The sequence below is a fragment of the Acidicapsa dinghuensis genome (assembly GCF_025685685.1).
Classification (GTDB): Bacteria; Acidobacteriota; Terriglobia; order Terriglobales; family Acidobacteriaceae; genus Acidicapsa; species Acidicapsa dinghuensis.
Map to the genome: position 1 here is coordinate 579373 of NZ_JAGSYH010000002.1, position 18369 is coordinate 597741.

Genomic DNA, 18369 nt, shown 5'->3' on the forward strand with positions numbered 1-18369 from the left:
TCAGGTAGCCGGTTCAAAAGGTAGGCCGGGGATTCATCCCCGGCATTAACCCATCTTGACTACACGGGCCTTTAGGCCCTGAGGCGAGCTTTCAAATTCAAGCCAGAATCAATCACTTATGCTCAAACGTCAGCGAAGCCGAATTAATGCAATACCGCAACCCCGTAGGCTTAGGCCCGTCCGGAAACACATGCCCCAGATGCCCTCCGCACCGCGCGCAGGTTACTTCAATCCGGCGCATCCCGTAGCTGTTGTCCTCATGCTCGGCAATTGCCTTTGAGTCCGTGGGAATATAAAAACTCGGCCAGCCGCAGCCCGAGTCGAACTTCGCATCGCTGCCAAACAACACCGCTCCACAACCTGCGCATGTGTACTCGCCCGTGTCGTGATTCTCCGTCAGCGCCCCGGTCCACGGACGCTCCGTACCCTTCTGCCGCAATACGTGATACTGCTCCGGCGTAAGCTGCGCGCGCCACTCCGCGTCGCTCTTCTGAACCTTCTCGATAGTCTCAGACATGTATCGATCCTTTCAGCTATTTGATCCAATCCTACCCCTCGCGGTTGCAAGATGGCCTGCCACCCGCATAGAGTGCAAGCGAGTTCAAGTAGACGCGGAATGACATAGCCGCGGCTGCATATCAGCCAACGCTCATCACCCTGCTCATCGAAGCAGGCGCGAACATCCATGCGAAGAATCGCCACGGCGACCAGCCGATCCATTCAGCCGCGGTCGGTACTCCGGGATCATCAAACTGGAATCCCTCTACTCAGTCAGAAGCCATCGTACGCCTGGTAAACGCCGGTGCAGATCCAGATTCAGCCAACAAACTGGGCGTTACCCCATTGCATCGTGCCGTTCGCACTCGCTGTGCCGCGGCTGTGCGTACTCTTTTGGCGTCCGGCGTCAACCCTGCTCGCAGAAATAAAAGTGGTTCTACAGCAATATCTCTCGCCACACTCAACACCGGTCGCGGAGGGACAGGTTCGGAGGAAGCAAAATCTCAACAGCAGGAGATAATCCGAATGCTCGAACAGTACATGCGGCAAGCACCAGATCTGCCGCGTTAAGAAGCACTTTCGTGAAGAAGCGATTTGCTCTAGCCCAACGGCGCCATGTGTTTCGTATTCGAGTAGGTGTACATAATCCGGTTCACCACCGTAATCGTCGACAGCACCGCCAGCACCCACAACACCGGCGCCATCACACCCCAGTGGTTGAACAGCGCGCCAAGAATAATCAGCACAATCCGCTCCGGCCTCTCCATGAAGCCAACCTTGCAGGAACCAATCAGCGCCTCAGCCCGCGCCCGCGTGTAGCTCACCATCAGGCTCGTCACCATCACAAACGCCACCAGCACCACGTAACGGAAGTGGTTGACCCGCGCGTAGTACACCAGTAGTCCAAAGAACAGCACCACGTCTGAGTAACGATCGATCACCGAGTCAAAAAACGCCCCGAATACCGTCACCTGCCCGGTGCGCCGCGCCACGCGGCCATCCACCATATCAAAAAGACCGGCTCCGATAATCACCAGCCCGGCATACAAAAACATCCGGCCGGCATTCGTCACCGTCGCCTCGCCAAAGAAAAAGGCGGCCACGATGTTGATCACCAGTCCGATAAAGGTCAGTACATTGGGAGAAATGCGGGTCAGCGCAAGCCCGTTCACAATGCGATCGAGCAGCCATCCGCACGCGCGGCCAAAGGCGCTTGTCCAGGTCGTTGCCACCGCTTACGCCTCGACTTCGTCGTGAATCGTCACAAGCTTCAGCACTTCCAGCTCACGCTTGCCACTCGGCGTCACCACTGTCGCGGTATCGCCTACCTGCTTGCCAATCAGCGCGCGGCCGATCGGTGAGGTCGTCGAAATCAGCCCCTTCGCCACATCCGACTCCTCGCTCGTCACTAGCTTGTAGACGATCTCATCGTCCTTGCTGGTATCGAACACCGTCACCGTCGAACCAAAAGCGACCTTGTCCTTCGGAATATTCGCCAGGTTCACCAGCGAAAACTCCGCCATCCGCTTCTTCAACTGGCCGAGACGCGCATTCACGAACTCCTGCCGCTGCTTGGCCATGTGATACTCGGCGTTCTCGGAAAGATCGCCAAGGGCCACAGCCTTCTTGATCTCCGCGGGTAGCTCGTGCGCCAGTTCATGCTCCAACTTGTGGATCTCTTCGAGAAGTTGCTTTTTGATGTGATCCGTCATTCGTTTCCTGTTGCGGCGTTAAACCCTTGCGAAGTAGCAAGATACAAATACTGCTTATCCCGCGGTGCGTTCCTCTTTCGCACCCCGCGATCCAAACATGCTGTCGTGTGAGTTCCGCCGCGAAATCTGAGGTTAAGCCGCCCCTGATGCACACCACGAAGCAGCTGGGCGTCCTGGCCCTGAAACCATCATTATACGATGTCCCGTGAATAACCCGCCTTGAGAGAATTCTCCCAGCCGAGCCTCAAACAAACATGCAGGTTATCCTGTTTGCCCGGACAGACTAACCAGAGAATCCCTGTGAATCTGGCAAACTGGGGACGCATATGAATCAGCGTGAGTTGTGGATCTCGATCGAGCACGATCTTGCGCGTGCTCGCCAAGTACTTCCAGACAGCGTATTAACCCATGAGGCGATAAGCCAATATCACGAATTTCTTGGACACAATGAACTGGAGCTGGCCTGTGATGCCCTTGAGAGGTATGCCAATGAACATCCCGTTCCTAACGATTTTTGGATAGCTCTTCGCGACGCCGCGATGAAGATGAATCTATCGGATCATGCCGCTAGGTACGAAAAGCGAATTTCAAACTGAAGCACTTCTTATCTATCGAATTTGAAACCTGGGACCACATTCGTGCTAAGCACGGATCGAAGGTAACAGGAGATTTCAGGCCTTCAGAATCGCTCCGAGGCGCTCAGGCCTTCAGCTAGATTATTTCGCGGGCTTCACAGGCTTTGGTGCATCCGCCTTCGCATCCATCGGCTGATTCTTCCCCCGCTTCAGCGTCAACGTCGGAGGCTTCGTCTTACCCGGCAGCTTCTTCTTTTCCGTCGCCAAATCACACGTCCTTTCCACTGGGGCGAAAGCATAGCATGAATAAACATCCGGCCCTACCCCCGCTTCGCATCCAGAAATGACTGCAAAATCAACACTGCCGCCACCTGATCCACCACTTCCGCATGTTCCTGCCGCTTCTTTCCCGCCCGATACAGAATCTCGTGCGCCTCACGGCTGGTCAGCCGCTCATCCCACAACGTCACCGGCAGCCCCGTCATCTCCCCCAGCTCAGCCGCAAACTTCCGCGCCCGCTCTGTCTGCGCGCTCGCCTCGCCTGACTGCAGATACACCGGATCACCCGCCACAATCCCTCCGCAGCCATATCTCCGGCACAGCCGTGCCAGCGATCGCAGATCCTCCCGCGGATTCCGCTTCCGTTCCAGCGTCAACACCGGCTGCGCCAGCAATCCCAGTTCATCCGAAACCGCCACTCCAATCCTCTTCGTCCCAATATCCAGCCCCAAATAGCGGATCTGAGAACCGGAAACAGCCGCCTCATCCAAATTTCACTCCCCCGCCCTAAAACCAAAGCGCAACCCTGTCCGCAAGCATACCGCGTGCCCAAAAGAGTACCGGAAAGCCCATGCCAGTTCGGCCTAATTGCACAACTCAACCGATACAATCAAAAGGAAGAGAATCCCCGCGGCCCTGAATCGCGTCTCATCTCTTGAGTTAACTAGCGGAAGGGTTTGTTCCAAAGATGGTCTCCCGCAGACGGACGAGCCGCAAGAAAAAGGGTTCCGGCGCGGCAGGCATCCTCATCTTCTTGTTTTTCTTTGCCTTAGTCGCCCTCATGGGTGCGACGGCTTGGTTCGTTTTCACTCCTTCCGGTCCAAGTCAGGAAGTCTTCGTGGAAATTGCCCCAGGCAGCACCAGCCGCCAGATCGCAGCACAGTTGGAGTCATCCGGCGTCATCCGCAGCCGCTACGCCTTCGACGCCGTCCGCCTCTGGAAACACGGCTCCCTCAAAGCCGGCGAATACCGCTTCAACGAACCCGCCACGGTGCCCGAGGTCTACTCCCGCATCGCCCGCGGAGACGTCTTCACCCTCGCCGTCACCATCCCCGAGGGCTCCACGCGCTTTGATATAGCTCAGCGCCTCGTCCAGGCCGGCTTTCTCAACCTTACCCAGGAAAAATTCCTCGCCGCCACCCTTACCGAGACCCCGCTGATCGCCGACCTCGACCCGCACGCCGCCAGCCTCGAAGGCTACCTTTTCCCCGACACATACCGCTTCCAGCGCCGTGTCACCCCCACGCAGGTCATCTCCGCCATGGTGCGCCGATTCCGCACCGAAGCCGCCCAAATCGGCCTGAAACAAAGCCCCCGCTCGGTCCACGACACCGTCACTCTGGCCTCCCTCGTCGAACGCGAAACCGCCATCCCCTCCGAGCGCCCATTGGTCGCCAGCGTCCTCACCAATCGCCTCGATAAGAACATGCCGCTTATGACCGACCCCGCCGTCATCTACGGCCTGCAGTTAAAAAATCAGTGGCGCGGCGCCATCTATCAGTCCGACCTCAGCAGCGCAGCCAAGGACACCCCATACAACACCTACCGCCACACCGGACTGCCACCCGGACCCATCGCCAACCCCGGCGCAGCCTCTCTGCGCGCCGCCATGAGCCCCGCGAACTCCAACTATCTCTATTTCGTAGCCGCCGGACTCGACCCACAAGGCAAATCCCTCTTCGCCGCCACCCTCGACGAGCACAACAAAAATGTCGCCGCCTACAGAAAAGCCATCAAAGAAGCTAACAAGGAAGCCAACGCAAACGCTTCCGGGAGTTCGAAGACCCATTGAGTAGGATCGTCATCACAAAACGGGCTGAACAATCCCGCCTGCGAAAAGTCTGCCAGGTTGGCATTGCCGCGTTTCTTCTCGCAACCACGCTTCCGGCAGTTACCGGATGCGCCAGCCTCTTCATCTCCAAGCGCAAGCTTCTCCAGCCCATCCCGCCATCAGTCGTCCAATCCGCCTCACCCGACGACCTTGTGGCCCAGCTCAACGCCAAATGGGTACAATTTCAGAGTCTCACTGCCACCGTCGACATCCGCGCCAGTCACCTCAAGCAAAAAGAGGGCGAAGCCACCGATTACCCGTCCTTCCGCGCCTACATCCTGGTGCGGAAGCCGGAGATGCTTCGCATCCAGGGCAAGCTGCCTTTTGTCCAAACCACCATGTTTGACCTCGGCAGTGACGGCAAGACCTTTAACCTGACCGTCCCACCCAAAAACAAGGCCTTCACCGGCGAAAACGAAAATAAGGGCACCTCGCCCATCTGGTATGAAAACCTGCGGCCCGGTCCGTTCTTCACTGCCATGGTAGTCCGCGGCCTCCAGCCTGAAGAGCTCTACTCAGTCATCTCAGACAGCTCAACCGAGCCAGATCCCGCCACCAAGCGACTGCGTCTTCACCCCGAATACATCCTCAACATTCAGCGCCTCAAGCCCGGCAGCCAGCAGCTCTATCCGGTCCGCACCGTTACCTTCCGCCGCGAAGATCTCGAGCCTTACGAACAGGACCTTTACGACGACAACGGAATCATCCAAACCCAGGTCATCTACTCCGCGTACCGGGACTTCGATGGCGTGAGGTATCCAAGCCACATCGTCATGAAGCGCCCGCAGGAGGAGTACCAGCTCTCAATGACCGTTGAACGTGTCAACCAGAACACTCCCCTGACCGACGACCAATTCCAGGTAAAGATCCCCGAAGGTATGCCCGTCACCCACCTGCACTGACCTTGTCATACAGCGGGGGAATTGGATTCCGCAGTTTCGCGTCCGAAATCGGGTGCACCCAGGTCTTGCTCACCCAGGTATCGCTTCTGAGACCCGGAGCGGCTTTACTGATCTCTTAACCCCGAACCACCGATCCTTGGTCCCCTTTAAAACGCCGGCTCCGGCGCCTCCACCGGCACAGTCTCCCGCACCCGCTTCGCCAGAGCCCACTTCAGCTCCTCGATCCCCTCACCTGTCACGGCAGAGATCGCATAAAACTCCAGCTTCCGCCGTTTCGCCGCAGCCTTCAGCTTTTTCAGTTTCTCCGGGTTCGCCGCATCGATCTTCGACGCCACCACGATCATCGGCTTCTCATCTAATCCATGCCCAAAGCTCTTCAGCTCCGCGTTAATGACCTTGAAGTCCTCCACCGGATCAGGCCGCCCCGAAGCATCCGACACATCCACCAGGTGCAGCAGCACTCGCGTCCGCTCAATGTGCCGCAAAAACTGGATTCCCAATCCCGTCCCCAGATGCGCGCCTTCGATGAGCCCCGGCATATCCGCCACCACGTAGCTTTCCGTGTTCGGCTCCTCGCCCACCGTCACCACACCCAGTTGCGGCTCCAGCGTCGTAAACGGATAGTCCGCAATCTTCGGCCGCGCCGCCGAAATCCTCGAAATCAGCGTCGACTTCCCGGCATTCGGATAGCCCACCAGCCCCACATCCGCCAGCAGCTTCAGCTCCAGTCGATAGATGCGCTCCTCGCCTGGCCGTCCCGGTTCCGACTCGCGCGGAGCCTGATGCGTAGGCGTCGCAAAATGTTGGTTTCCGCGTCCACCGCGCCCACCCTTCGCCACCACAAACGACTCATCCGGAGTCGAAAAATCATGTACCAGCTCGCCCGTCTCAGCGTCGTACAGCGCCGTGCCAACCGGCACCTGCAGCGTCACCGACACGCCATCGCGCCCCGTGCAGTTCGAGCCCTCGCCATGCCGCCCGCGCTCCGCCTTGTGCTCCGGGTTGTACCGGAAATGAATCAGCGTATTGTGCCGTTGGCTGGCCTGCATCACTACATCGCCGCCGCGTCCGCCATCGCCACCCGACGGCCCTCCGCGCGGAACAAACTTCTCCCGGCGAAACGCGACGCATCCATTTCCTCCATCGCCCGCCTTCACCGTTATCTTTGCTTCATCAAAAAACATTGCTCAAAATCCAATCCAAACCACAAACAAAGTCTTCCTGCCCGCGCTGCCACAACTAGGGGTGCCCCATTCATTCAGCGTTCTTTGCTGAATGAATGGGAAACCACAAAAAATCGCGTCATTAACGTCCTTGCCGTTGTTCTTGCTTTTCTATCTGTCATTCCCGCAGGAAACCCGCTTCACCTTCGCGCGCCAGCGCGAACCTCTCGCCAACTCGCCACGATCCACAGTTATCCTCTTTCCAGTCTACCGAAACCCGAATATACTCGCAGGTGACTACCCGCACCTGCCAATTACAGCTATAAATCGAGCCAGCCCGGCCGTAGTCGCTTCGCCTTTTTCCCTGAATCTGCAACCCCACAGCAGGTCCAAGGGAACCACATGCCCCGCAGTCGATTCCGAACCAGACACCTGACCTGCGCTCTGCTCGCAATTCTTGCGGCAACATCCTCATTCGCCGCCCATCCACCCGAAACCACCGGCTCACTCGACGGCAAGCTCACTGACACCCACAGCGCCCCGCTGCAGCAGGCCACCGTCACCCTCCGCAACCTCGTCACTGGCAAAATCGCCCGAGCCATCACCGGCAAAAACGGCAGCTACCGCTTCACCAGCCTCAATCCCGGCGAATACGCCCTCGAAGCCAATGTTCCGTCGCTCGGCAAGGGCAGCATCGACGGCATCCTGATCTCCGCCGGCCACGCCACCCGCATGCAGGCCGCGCTTATCATGACTCTGCCGCCGCTGCCCACCGGCACGCCACGCATCGACCCCACCGAATCCATCGTCTCCACCACCCTCCCTGCCGAAGACCTCCAGAGCCTTCCCGTTCCCACCCGTAACTGGCAATCCTTCGCAGCCATCACCCCTACGGCCCAGCCCGCTTCAGCCGCCGGTTCGCCCGACACCGCCCCGCTCGGTGAAACCACAGCCGCCAACCCCGAGCCCCTACGTCAGCCGCTATCGCTCAGCGGAGCATCGGCCTATCAGACCGGCAGCACCATCGACGGCATCGCCAGCCCGCCCAGCTTCCGAACTGCTTCCGGTCAAGGACACGAAGTAGATCCCATCGGCACATCCGCCGTAGAATCCATGGAACTCCACGCAAGCGCCACCGGCACAGACATACGTAAGGGCGACAGCACGGGATCGGGCGACTTAGGCCTCACCACCCATCGCGGCAGCACTCAGCTTCACGGTCAGGCTTTCTACCTCAACCGCCAGAATCTCTGGGGCGCGCAAAACCCCTTCACCCAGCAGATCGTCCAGACCGCCCCCGCTGCGGGCGCACAAATCGCCCAATTCACCCCTGAGCCCTATACCCCGCCCTATACCCGCCAGACCTTCGGTGCAGGAGCAGGTGGCCACATCCGGCGCGATAAACTTTTCTGGTTCGCCGCCATCGACGGCCTCCTCAATCACAACCCCGCCCTGGCCACCGTCCGTCACGCGGACGACTTCTTCGCCCAGCCCACCAACGACGATCTCCAGGTACTCTCAGCGCGCCTCAATCTCCCGCAGCCAGCCATCCTTGAAGAGGCCGCCTCCACCTACTCCACCTGGCTCGGCAACATGACCAACCTGCTCGGCCCTGTACCCCGCAGCACCACGCAAATCCAGGGCTTCGGACGCATCGACTGGCAGGCCACCGAGCGCCAGCACATCGCCATCGAAGCCAACGCCGCAGCTTCCAACGCCCCCGGCAGCGCTCTCAGCCGCACCTCCGAAACCTACGGCAGCCACAGCTTCGGCAATGCACAAGCCACTGACACCTTCGCCATCGCCCGAGCCGACAGCTTCCTCACTGAAAACCTGCTCAACTCACTCGACCTGCTCTACCGCCGCGACATCCAGAGCGAAACCCCTCAATCACCCTCTGCCTTCGAAGCTCCGCTCCTCGCCAACTCCCTCGGCCAGCTCCCCGAAATCGTCGCCGACTCCAAGTATGGATTCATCCTCGGCCAGCCCTCTCGCATTCATCGCGGCAGCGATCCCGACGAGCACAGCCTCTCCGCACAGGACACCCTAAGCTGGGTCCGCGGCAAGCACCTCATCAAAATCGGCCTAAGCGCCGACCACATCGCCGACATCGTCAACGCCCTCGACAACCAGAACGGCACCTACTCCTATACCGACATTCTCAACTTCATCTCCGACGCAGCAGGCTTCGAGCAGTACGGCTACAACGGCGTCGGCAATCCCTTCGGCGCCCAGCACAACTGCGACGCCACCGGCCGCGTCCACGTCGCTTCCGCCAGTGGCGTCTCTACCCTCGAAGGCCTCGGCTACCTGCCCTGCTACGCCTGGTACTCGCAGCGCATCGGCCCTGCAAACTGGAGCATCAGCACCAACGACTTGGCCGCCTTCATCAACGACCAATGGCAGCTCGCCCGCAAGCTCACAATCTCCGCAGGCCTCCGCGTCGAAACCCAACAGCTACCGCCCCCCATCTCCAGCGTCTCCAATTCCGACCTGCCTATGACGGAAAAGCTACCATCCATCGGCCTCAACTTCGGACCGCGCCTCGGCATCGCATGGTCGCCATGGAACAAGACCGTTATCCATCTCGGCGCAGGCCTCTACTACGGCCGCATCAACAGCTCTGTCCTGCTCGCTGCCCTCACCCAGACTGGCTCCCTCAACGGCGACCTTGACTTCTTCTTCCGCCCCACCGACACCGGCGCGCCGCCGTTTCCGTATGTCTTCTCCGAAACACCACAAACCGTAGTCAAGCCCGGCGCGGTCTCCTTCGCTGGCAACTTCCACGTCCAGCAAGTAGATCAGGCAGTCTTCGGCATCGAGCAATCCTTGCCCAGCCACTGGACCGTCTCCGTCAGCGCGCTGGCAAGCCTCGGTCGCCGCCTGCCTGTCTCAATCGACACCAACATCGATCCATCACAAGCGCCGCAAACTATCACCTACGGCATAGTCGACAGCCTTCAGGCCGGGCCAATCAAGTCTCAGCAGCTCACCGTGCCCTTCTACGCCGCGCGCCTCAACCCCAATTACCAACAGCTAGCATCCATCGAGAGCCGAGCCAACTCCACCTACGATGCCGCTCTCATCAAGCTAGTCCGCACCGGAGGCCGAGGCCTAACCTTCCGCGCCCACTACCTCTACGCCCACGCCACCGACTGGAATCCCAACGAATCCGGCCAGGTCGCCGTCAACGACGTTCTCGATCCGCAGGATTTTCGTCAGGAATACGGCACCTCCAACCTCGATATCCGCCACTCCGCCGCCGCCACTTTCGAGTTCCGTCCCACCTGGCGCTTTCAGCATCTTTTCGGAGAGGCCGCCAATGGCTGGTCCCTGGCTTCCATAGGTCAATACCGCAGCGGCCTTCCCTTCACCATGCGCACCGGCGGCTATATTCCAGCCTTCTACGGTGCAGAGGGCCAACTCATTCAAGGCATCGGCCCCGGCATCAACGGCTCTGGAGGCGACCGTCGCCTCTACGGCATTGGCCGCAACAGCTACCGCTATCCCCAGACCTGGACCGCCGACGCTCGCGTTGGCAAGCGCTTCTACGTTGGCAACGAACGAGAAATCGAACTGGTAGCTCAGAGCTTCAACCTCTTCAACCATCAGAACATCACCCTGCTCGAAACCACCGGCTACACCATCCTGCGCGGCGACAGTTCCGGCAGTCTGCCCACTCTCAACTTCCTTACCGGCCTCACCAGCCAGGGCCTGCCTAGCCAGATTCCCGAATTCGGCAAGCCCCTCGACGTCAACGCCACCGACTTCTACCACCCCCGGGAAATCGAGCTAGGCCTCCGCACCCGCTTCTGAGCAAACAATAAATTGCGCTGATGCCTTTCGACTGCGAAAGCTCAGTCGGGAATTCTTATGTAGGTCCATTCGATTCCTCCGCAGGTCCATGTTGTTCGTCACAACTGGCTTCTCCGGTCTCAATCGAATGGACAATCCTCCGGAAAGATCTTGGGTGCGTCCCGAAATTGATGACAGATGTTACTCTCTGGCTTGTTTTTCTTCGCTCATAACTTATTTCCAGTTCGGGATTGCCGATCGTGGTAGCGAGGCCCCAAACTGCTAGGATTGATGCGACTGCCAGCGCTCGCGATCAACCGAATGCATGAGTGAGGGACGTAGGCGTGATCACTTCTCCGGAACTGAAAGTGGCCGACGAAAGTCGCGGATATACTCTCCACCCTCGATCATGGACGGTTCACCCCGGGATTCTGATCCCAGCGCTTCTAGCCGCATTTCCCCCCTTGCTGTTTTGCTCCATCCTGCTTCAAAGGGCGTTGAACCTTCCAGATTGTGACGATTACGATGCGGTACTCGAATTTCTGAATCGGTTCGTCACACTAAAGACTGCGTCCTCCCGCGCATCAATGTTCCTAAGCGCACAGAATGGCGAATTCAAATTCTTCTTTCTGCATGCGGTGGCGTTGGTGCAGTTCTATCTCTCGAGGCATGTGGACTTTCGCATCCTGTGCGACATCGCATGCGGCGTGACGCTGCTCCTGGCAGTTCCGCTATGGAGGATGTTTTTGCCCCGGACAGAGAATCTGGGTCTGCGTTTGGCGTTATTCGCTCCGGTTTCTTGGCTAGTGTTTCAGCTCCAGTATGCCGAGATGCTTGACTTCGCCACGCCTCAACTGCAGCACATTGCGGGGTTGGTATTTTCGCTGAGCGCTTTATCTCTGCTGGTGCAAAACGAACGCGCAGCATTCTGTGGGGCCCTTGCCTGTTTCGTGTTGGCGGTTTCCGCAGACGGCAACGGAATGTTCCTCGTCATCATCGGTTTGCTTGTTCTAGCCCTGGCTCGTAGGTTTGCACACATGGCAGCGTGGATTGCGGTTTCTGCCACTTGTGTGGCCGCCTATGCTTACCGATACCAATTGTGGCAGCCCTCTACCCACCCGCATCAGTCGATCTTCACGGCCGTGCTCGCCTTTCGTCCGGAGCACTTTCTCGCCTTCATTGGAGGCGTTGCCAGCTTTCCTTTCGGCTTTCATAAAGCAAGCATAATTCTCGGTCTGCTTCTCTGCGCATTTTTTGCATGGCTGGCCTGGAAACGATATTGGCGCAAAAATCCTGCTGTATGCTCCTGCATTCTGTTCCTTATCGTAACTGCGGCCGGAGTTGGTGGCCTGCGATCCATCACGATACACTCTTTATTCGGTCCTCCTGTTTACATTTGCGTGGTTCGCGCTGGCGGAGGAATTCGTGGAGCGTAACCAGACAAGCTTGCTCAACAGCGGCCTGTACCTGGCGACCTTGGGAATAACTGTTCTGTTTTCACTCAGCATGGATATGATTGCCACGCGTTTGATCGATCAGCGAAATGAGCAACTAATCGAGGCCATCGCACATTTTGAAAATCCCTCGGCCGCGGACCGTGAGCCTTCACCGTCTCCGCAGCAAGTGATGCCAGTGAATCCGGATCAAGGGCCAAATGCATTCCCTCACCGGGCGCGTGCGATCCTCATGGAGTCGATGCGGATAGGAGTCTATCGGCCGCCACGATTCTAGTGTAGTCCGCCATAAGATCTTCGCTGTTGTTCTTGCCTTCTGTATGTCATTCCCGAAGAAAATCCGTTTTACCTTCGCGCGCAAGCGCGAACCGGAGATAACCGGAACATTCATGCCCTGAAGATCAATTCAGATCAAAGGGACTTAAGCCCCGAGCTTTTCCTCAGAGTCGCGGAAGCCTCTATTTCATTGCTCCACAAATGCTCCACAGAGCCGCCCGGAAAAGGAAATCCCCATTCGCTGTAACAAGGCACAAATGACCTTAATTCCACGCAACTGGAACACATTGAAACCAGAGGATTTCCAACAAACCTCGCCAAACCCGTTACCATTCACCCAAAAGTGTTCCACGAGGAGCAATTTTGCCTCACCATCCGCAAGCCGTATCAACATCCAAATTTGCTCCACGTGGAACATTCCGGCATCTCAGCGCTCAAACAAAATTGCTCCACGTGGAGCAATTTCAGGCCGTGTGATCCAGCACAATCTTCCATCCATCCGGCCCCTTGCGCCACACCAGGCTGAAGATCCCGTCATCCTTCGTCTGTGCCCCCTTCGCTGTCCGCTCCAGATGAAATTTGCCCGTCACGATCGCGTACTCCACCACCCCCGTCGAAGTGGGCAGCAACCGAATCTCCGTATCCTTGAACGTCAGCTTCCCCATCTGCTCTTTTGTCGAATAATTCGCTTTGTATCGCGACAAAATCGGTTGAAACCCTTTGTTTACCGACGCGGCGCCAACAAAAGTAGTCTCCGGCGAGTCTTCGTAGCTCTTCATGAAATCTGTCACATCGCCACGATTCCACGCGGCAACCTGCGCTTCCATGACTGCGTGGATTGCAGCTTTGTCGCCTGCTTTGTCGTCTGCTGTTTTTGCACCCTGAGACCATGCCGGAACGGTAAGTACTGCAATCAAAGCTAACCAGACCAATCTGCGAATCCGCATAACTTCCTCCGCTGTCACTCTACAATGAATCTATGGCTACCAGCGCTGCAAATCAGGCTTTTCGAATCGTGCATTCTGTTTGCTCGCATGATTGTCCTGATTCCTGTGGCGTGCTTGTGACGGTTGATTCGGAAGGCAGGGCGGTCAAGATGCAGGGCGATCCGTCGCATCCGGTGACGCAGGGATTTTTGTGCGGAAAGGTTGCGAAGTATCTGGATCGCGTCTACTCGCCGCAGCGCATTCTCTATCCGTTGCGGCGCAAGCCTGGAGTGGCGAAAGGGCAGCTTCCGAAGGGGAGCGAGCATGAGGCGTTCGCGCGGATTTCGTGGGACGAAGCGCTGGATGCGATTGCGAGACGCTTAGGCGAAATCAGCAACACATATGGGCCGGAGTCGGTGCTGCCGTATAGCTATGCGGGCACGATGGGCGTGCTTGGCTATGGGTCGATGGACCGACGGTTCTTTCACCGGCTGGGCGCTTCGCAATTGGATCGCACGATCTGTGCGGAGGCTGGCGGGCAGGCGTGGAAGCTGGTGTATGGCAAAAAGCTTGGGACGCCCAATCAGGATTTTGTGCATTCGAAGCTGATTGTCTGCTGGGGCGGGAATGTACACGGCAACAACGTCCATCTGTGGCCGTTTATCGAACAGGCGCGACGAGATGGAGCGCGGCTGATTGTGATCGATCCGTATCGCACGCGAACGGCGGCGCTGGCGGACTGGCATATTCAGGTTCGGCCGGGGACGGATGCGGCGCTGGCGCTGGGCTTGATGCACATCATCCTGCGCGATGGGCTGGAAGACCGCGCGTATGTGAAGGAGATGACGCACGGCTTTTCGAAGCTCGCGGCGCGCGCGGCTGAATACACGCCCGAACGAGTGTCTGCGTGGACCGGGCTAAGTGTGACCGAGATCGAGCAATTTGCCTGTGAGTACGCGACGACGAAGCCTGCCGTAATCCGCATGAACTATGGCGTGCAGAGGTCGGAGAATGGCGGCGCAGCGGTGCGGGCGATTACCATGCTGCCGGCGTTGACGGGAGCATGGCAGCATCGCGGCGGAGGCGCGCAGCTTTCAACATCTGGCGCATTTCAGTGGAACAGCAAGACGATTGAGCGGCCCGATCTGATGCTGGCTTCGCCGCTCAAGAGGCCTGCTCGCGTGGTGAATATGTCGCTGCTAGGGCATGCGCTGACTTCGCTTGGCTCACAGCTTGGCGAGGGGCCTGACGAGGGGCCGCGCGTGCATGCGCTTTTTGTATATAACTCGAATCCTGGCGCGGTGGCTCCGAACCAGAACGATGTGCGGCGCGGCATGCAGCGTGGCGATCTCTTTACCGTGGTGCATGAGCAGTTCTTTACGGATACGACAGATTACGCGGACTATGTACTGCCTGCGACCACGTTTCTGGAGCATGACGATATTCAGGGTGCTTATGGGCACTACTTTGTGCAGCGCTCGCACAAGGCGATTGAGCCATTGGGCGAGGCGCGATCGAATGTGTGGCTGTTTTCGCAGCTTGCACGGCGCGTGGGGTTCACGGAGCCGTGTTTCAACGATACGGCGGAAGAGATGATCCGGCAGGCATTGAACCTGGGTGAAGATGGGTTATCGCGCAATCCGGGGATGGAAGATATTTCCGACGAGCGGCTTGCTGCCGAGGGGCATATTCAGTTGAGCTTTACGCGTGAGAACGGCAAACCGTTTCTGCCGTTCAGTCATGGATCGGTTCCAACGCCGACGGGAAAGATCGAGTTTTATTCGGAGGCGCTGGCTGCCGCGGGCAATGCCGATCCTTTGCCGGCATTTGTGCCACCTGTGGAATCGCGATTCTCTGAAGCTGCAAAGCAATATCCGCTGGAGTTTTTGCCGCGCAAGGCGGACAACTTCATGAACACGACGTTTGCGAATCTCGACAGCCATCGCAGGATGGAAGCGAGGACGGAACACGGTCTCGAAATGCGCGCGGAGGATGCCGTGCCACGCGGCATTGCGGACGGCGACACGGTACGCATCTGGAACGATCGCGGCAGCATTGAGTTGACGGCGCGGATCAGCGATCGCATTCCAGCGGGGGTAGTTGCGGGCAAGTTGGATTGGGCGAAGTTCAGCCCCGGCGGGCAGAATGTGAATGTGCTGACGAGTGAGCGGCTAACCGATCTTGGGCGCGCGCCTACGTTTTACTCGACCCTGGTGGAAGTGGCGAAGGCTTGAAACGGGTGAGCAGTGGACAGTGACCAGGCTGTTGGTGCGAGCTTTTGTGATCCTTATGATGAGGCGGGCCTTCAGCCCGCGTGAGGTGGATTTTGGCTTCAAACCCAGGGCGTCATGCCCGGTGAACCTTGCGGTTCGCCGGGGCTATTTTGCCCTGGGCTGGTATGAAATGCGCCGTTGGCGCATTTTGAAAAGCCTATCCCCTATGGGAATGACAGACAGAAAAGCAAGAACAACGGTAAAGGCCTCAAACCCGGGCAAAATAGCCTGGCGTTTGCTAGAAGGTTGTCACGAGGCGCAGGTTGTATTGGCGGCCGGGGCCGATTGCGTTGCCGGAGAAGAGGCCTCCGAAGTCTATTAGCTCAAGGGTGTTGCTGAGGTTTTCTCCGTCGGCCTGCAGGCGCAGCGACACATTTTCGCGCTTGTACAGGTCGGCGCTTACGGAAGCATTTTGGGTGAAGTAAGGGTTGATGCGACCGCGATCGAAGTTGAGATGATTTACCACTGTCTGGCCGTATTCCGTAGCGTATTGCTGCGGAGTCAAATCTGCCTCGAACGGAAGTCCACTGTTGTAGTCGGTGCCCAGAGCTATCCATAGGCGTGAGTTGACCTGATACCGGATACGATCGCGCACGGAGTTTCGCTGGTCTTGAGAGTCGGGGAAGTGGCCTGTGAGCTGACTCGTTGCATCGGTAGCATCACCACCAAGGAACAGGCCGCCAGTGACTGGATACCAGGCATTGCCGACGATGTAGGAGTAACTGGCAAAGCCGGAGAATTTGCCCCACTGCTGCACTTCAAGCTTGCCCTCGGCTCCGTAGAGCACGGCTTTGTCGAATGAGATGGGAAAGCTGATGCCAGTGCTGAGGATCTGTGAGTCGTCAGCGTAATTGTTTACGTCGCGGCGAAACATGTTTGCGTCAAGCCGCAGTTTGCCGAACAAGGCTTTGGTCGCTCCGAGCTCGTAGTAGCTGCCATGCGAAGGCTTAAGCGGCAACTGCAGGATGGGAACCGTGGTGTCGAGGGCCTGAGCTGCCGGGGAGCTGGACAGGAGAATGTTTTCGAAAGAGGGTGTCTGGAAGATTCGATCATAGGAAGCATGCAGCTTCAGGCCGGCGGAGGGGAAGTAACGCGAGATGGCAAGGCGCGGACTGACGGCGTTCTGGTTGGCCAGGAGCTGATAGTGATCCCAGCGAAGGCCTGCATCGATCTCCCACCGGCGGAAGCGAATGGCGTCTTGAATGTAAGCTGACTGTTCGAGGTCTGGGCGGTTGCCAGTGAAGGCAAAGCTCGTTGCCGCGGCGTCGATGATGCCGAGATTGATTGGGCATTGCTCATCCGAGGGATCTCGGCAATCGGGAATTACATAGCTGAAATCTTCATTTAAAAATTTTGCGCCCGATTCAACGCCAGCCTTCCACTCCTGGTTACGACGGTCGATGGATACGCTGCCATTGAAAAAAATCTCTTTGAAGTCGTTGTGTTGCGTGGCAATGACTGGCCAGGAATTGGGATTGGAATAGAAGTCGTTTGAGTTATCCCGGGCCATTCCTCGCAGCTCTCCCATCGCATTGGGGGAGAATATGTGCTCGTAGGAGATGCTGCCCATTGTTTCGAAATCGTCGCTGGTCTGGAGTTGACCGCCGGGGACAAAGACGCAATCGCCGGGCTCTTGACCGATGGGGCCGTTTGGGCAGCCTACGGTGTTATCTGAATTGGGCAGATATGCGCCGTTTTGTTGTACGAGCTCGTTCGGAATTTCGTAACGCGCGAGCTCATGACGAACAATCGCCGTGAGATGATCTTGGGGCGTGAACTGCCGCTCGTAGTTCAACGAAAAATTGCCGGTTGTTCCGTTGTTGGTGTAATTCTGCGGAACCACAGGGTTGAGGTAGTGACCGGTCATGTCTCCGGAAGCGCTTATGCCGAGCGTATTGCCTTTCCACGTGTATTGATCCTGCGTATCGATGCCGCCTGTGGCGTACGAACCACCCAGCAGGGTGAGCTGGCCGTGGAAGCCTGGATCTTCATTTCGCAGGGTGTTGACTGCAACTATGCCGCCCATCTTGAGGCCATATTCGGCGGGAATGCCTGCGGTGTAGACAGTCATGGACTGGAGACGGTCTGCATCGATCTCAGGCCCGAAACCGGGAGAACGGTTGTCGGTGAGGGGAATGCCGTCGATTACAAATTGTGTCTGATATTCCGAGCCGCGCGGGTGAAGAACCGCATTGCCTTCATAGAGCCAGCCGGGCTCGGAGTTGACGAGGTCTTGTATGGAACGGCCGGGCAAGGAGGTTACCCGGTTCTGAATAGTCTGCAAACCCATTTCGTTGACTGAGCCTGCACGGTATGGATCGATCAATGTACCGGAGGCATCGACGCTGACCGATTGAGAGACTGGCGCAACCTGCAGGTGGATTGAGCGGTCAACAGGCAGAGCGGAGCGAATGTCAATGGACTCGGAGACCTCGGCAAACGATGGCGCCTGGATCTGAACCTGATAGATGCCGTAGGGCAGCCGCCGGGCATCGAGGCTCCCCTGGGAGTCGGTAGTGAAGGTATAGCGATACTGGCTGGCTTCACTGACGAGCTGGACCTTGGCCTGGACAGCGTGACCGGATGGATCTGTGACGGTTAGGCGTAGTTCACCGGTGTTGAATTGACAGAGGGCAGGCGTCGAGCCAAGCAGCAGGATAAGAGCATACCGTTTCAAAGATTATT

At 57.9% G+C, this 18369-nt stretch carries 15 protein-coding genes; 7 read left to right on the top strand and 8 right to left on the bottom strand.

What is annotated here, in order from left to right:
• Positions 1-112: 112 nt before the first annotated feature.
• Entirely contained in the window at positions 113-517 is a 405-nt protein-coding gene (gene msrB, locus OHL22_RS05940) for a peptide-methionine (R)-S-oxide reductase MsrB (protein WP_263334293.1), read from the bottom strand.
• Between the two features lie 263 nt (positions 518-780).
• Between msrB and OHL22_RS24985 the strand changes: the two genes are divergently transcribed.
• On the top strand, positions 781-1068 hold the full coding sequence (locus tag OHL22_RS24985; protein ID WP_396127106.1) for an ankyrin repeat domain-containing protein: 288 nt from the start codon (positions 781-783) through the stop codon (positions 1066-1068).
• A 29-nt stretch (positions 1069-1097) separates the two neighbouring features.
• On the opposite strand, the gene OHL22_RS05945 is transcribed toward OHL22_RS24985, so the two are convergent.
• Complete coding sequence (locus tag OHL22_RS05945) at positions 1098-1730, bottom strand: CDP-alcohol phosphatidyltransferase family protein (protein WP_263334295.1); 633 nt, start codon at positions 1728-1730, stop codon at positions 1098-1100.
• A 3-nt stretch (positions 1731-1733) separates the two neighbouring features.
• A complete protein-coding gene (locus tag OHL22_RS05950; protein WP_263334297.1) occupies positions 1734-2210 on the bottom strand; it encodes a GreA/GreB family elongation factor in 477 nt (158 codons plus the stop codon).
• Between the two features lie 326 nt (positions 2211-2536).
• On the opposite strand from OHL22_RS05950, the gene OHL22_RS05955 reads away from it, so the two are divergent.
• Positions 2537-2806 (top strand): hypothetical protein, encoded by a 270-nt coding sequence (locus tag OHL22_RS05955; RefSeq protein WP_263334299.1) that lies wholly within the window; start codon positions 2537-2539, stop codon positions 2804-2806.
• A gap of 120 nt (positions 2807-2926) precedes the next feature.
• On the opposite strand, the gene OHL22_RS05960 is transcribed toward OHL22_RS05955, so the two are convergent.
• Positions 2927-3052 carry a hypothetical protein gene (locus tag OHL22_RS05960; RefSeq protein ID WP_263334301.1) on the bottom strand — a complete coding sequence of 42 codons (126 nt, stop codon included), beginning with the start codon at positions 3050-3052 and terminating at the stop codon, positions 2927-2929.
• A gap of 53 nt (positions 3053-3105) precedes the next feature.
• Positions 3106-3555: a Holliday junction resolvase RuvX gene (gene ruvX, locus OHL22_RS05965; protein ID WP_263334304.1), complete on the bottom strand. Its 450-nt coding sequence runs from the start codon at positions 3553-3555 to the stop codon at positions 3106-3108.
• 197 nt (positions 3556-3752) lie between these two features.
• Between ruvX and mltG the strand changes: the two genes are divergently transcribed.
• Positions 3753-4856 (top strand): endolytic transglycosylase MltG, encoded by a 1104-nt coding sequence (gene mltG / locus OHL22_RS05970; protein WP_263334306.1) that lies wholly within the window; start codon positions 3753-3755, stop codon positions 4854-4856.
• Positions 4853-5797 (top strand): LolA-like protein, encoded by a 945-nt coding sequence (locus OHL22_RS05975; protein ID WP_263334309.1) that lies wholly within the window; start codon positions 4853-4855, stop codon positions 5795-5797. Before mltG ends, OHL22_RS05975 begins: the two co-directional genes overlap by 4 nt.
• Before the next feature lie 146 nt (positions 5798-5943).
• Here the strand turns inward: OHL22_RS05975 and obgE are convergent, their stop codons facing one another.
• Positions 5944-6981 carry a GTPase ObgE gene (gene obgE / locus OHL22_RS05980; protein ID WP_263334312.1) on the bottom strand — a complete coding sequence of 346 codons (1038 nt, stop codon included), beginning with the start codon at positions 6979-6981 and terminating at the stop codon, positions 5944-5946.
• A 381-nt stretch (positions 6982-7362) separates the two neighbouring features.
• Here obgE and OHL22_RS05985 point away from each other — a divergent pair, with 381 nt between their 5' ends.
• Together OHL22_RS05985 and OHL22_RS05990 are read left to right on the top strand one after the other, a co-directional pair.
• Entirely contained in the window at positions 7363-10776 is a 3414-nt protein-coding gene (locus tag OHL22_RS05985; RefSeq protein WP_263334314.1) for a TonB-dependent receptor, read from the top strand.
• 566 nt (positions 10777-11342) lie between these two features.
• Complete coding sequence (locus OHL22_RS05990; protein WP_263334316.1) at positions 11343-12191, top strand: hypothetical protein; 849 nt, start codon at positions 11343-11345, stop codon at positions 12189-12191.
• A 758-nt stretch (positions 12192-12949) separates the two neighbouring features.
• On the opposite strand, the gene OHL22_RS05995 is transcribed toward OHL22_RS05990, so the two are convergent.
• Positions 12950-13432 (bottom strand): YybH family protein, encoded by a 483-nt coding sequence (locus OHL22_RS05995; protein WP_263334319.1) that lies wholly within the window; start codon positions 13430-13432, stop codon positions 12950-12952.
• Between the two features lie 32 nt (positions 13433-13464).
• Here OHL22_RS05995 and OHL22_RS06000 point away from each other — a divergent pair, with 32 nt between their 5' ends.
• Positions 13465-15645: a molybdopterin-containing oxidoreductase family protein gene (locus tag OHL22_RS06000; protein ID WP_263334321.1), complete on the top strand. Its 2181-nt coding sequence runs from the start codon at positions 13465-13467 to the stop codon at positions 15643-15645.
• 277 nt (positions 15646-15922) lie between these two features.
• Here the strand turns inward: OHL22_RS06000 and OHL22_RS06005 are convergent, their stop codons facing one another.
• Entirely contained in the window at positions 15923-18361 is a 2439-nt protein-coding gene (locus OHL22_RS06005) for a TonB-dependent receptor (protein ID WP_263334323.1), read from the bottom strand.
• Positions 18362-18369: the final 8 nt, after the last annotated feature.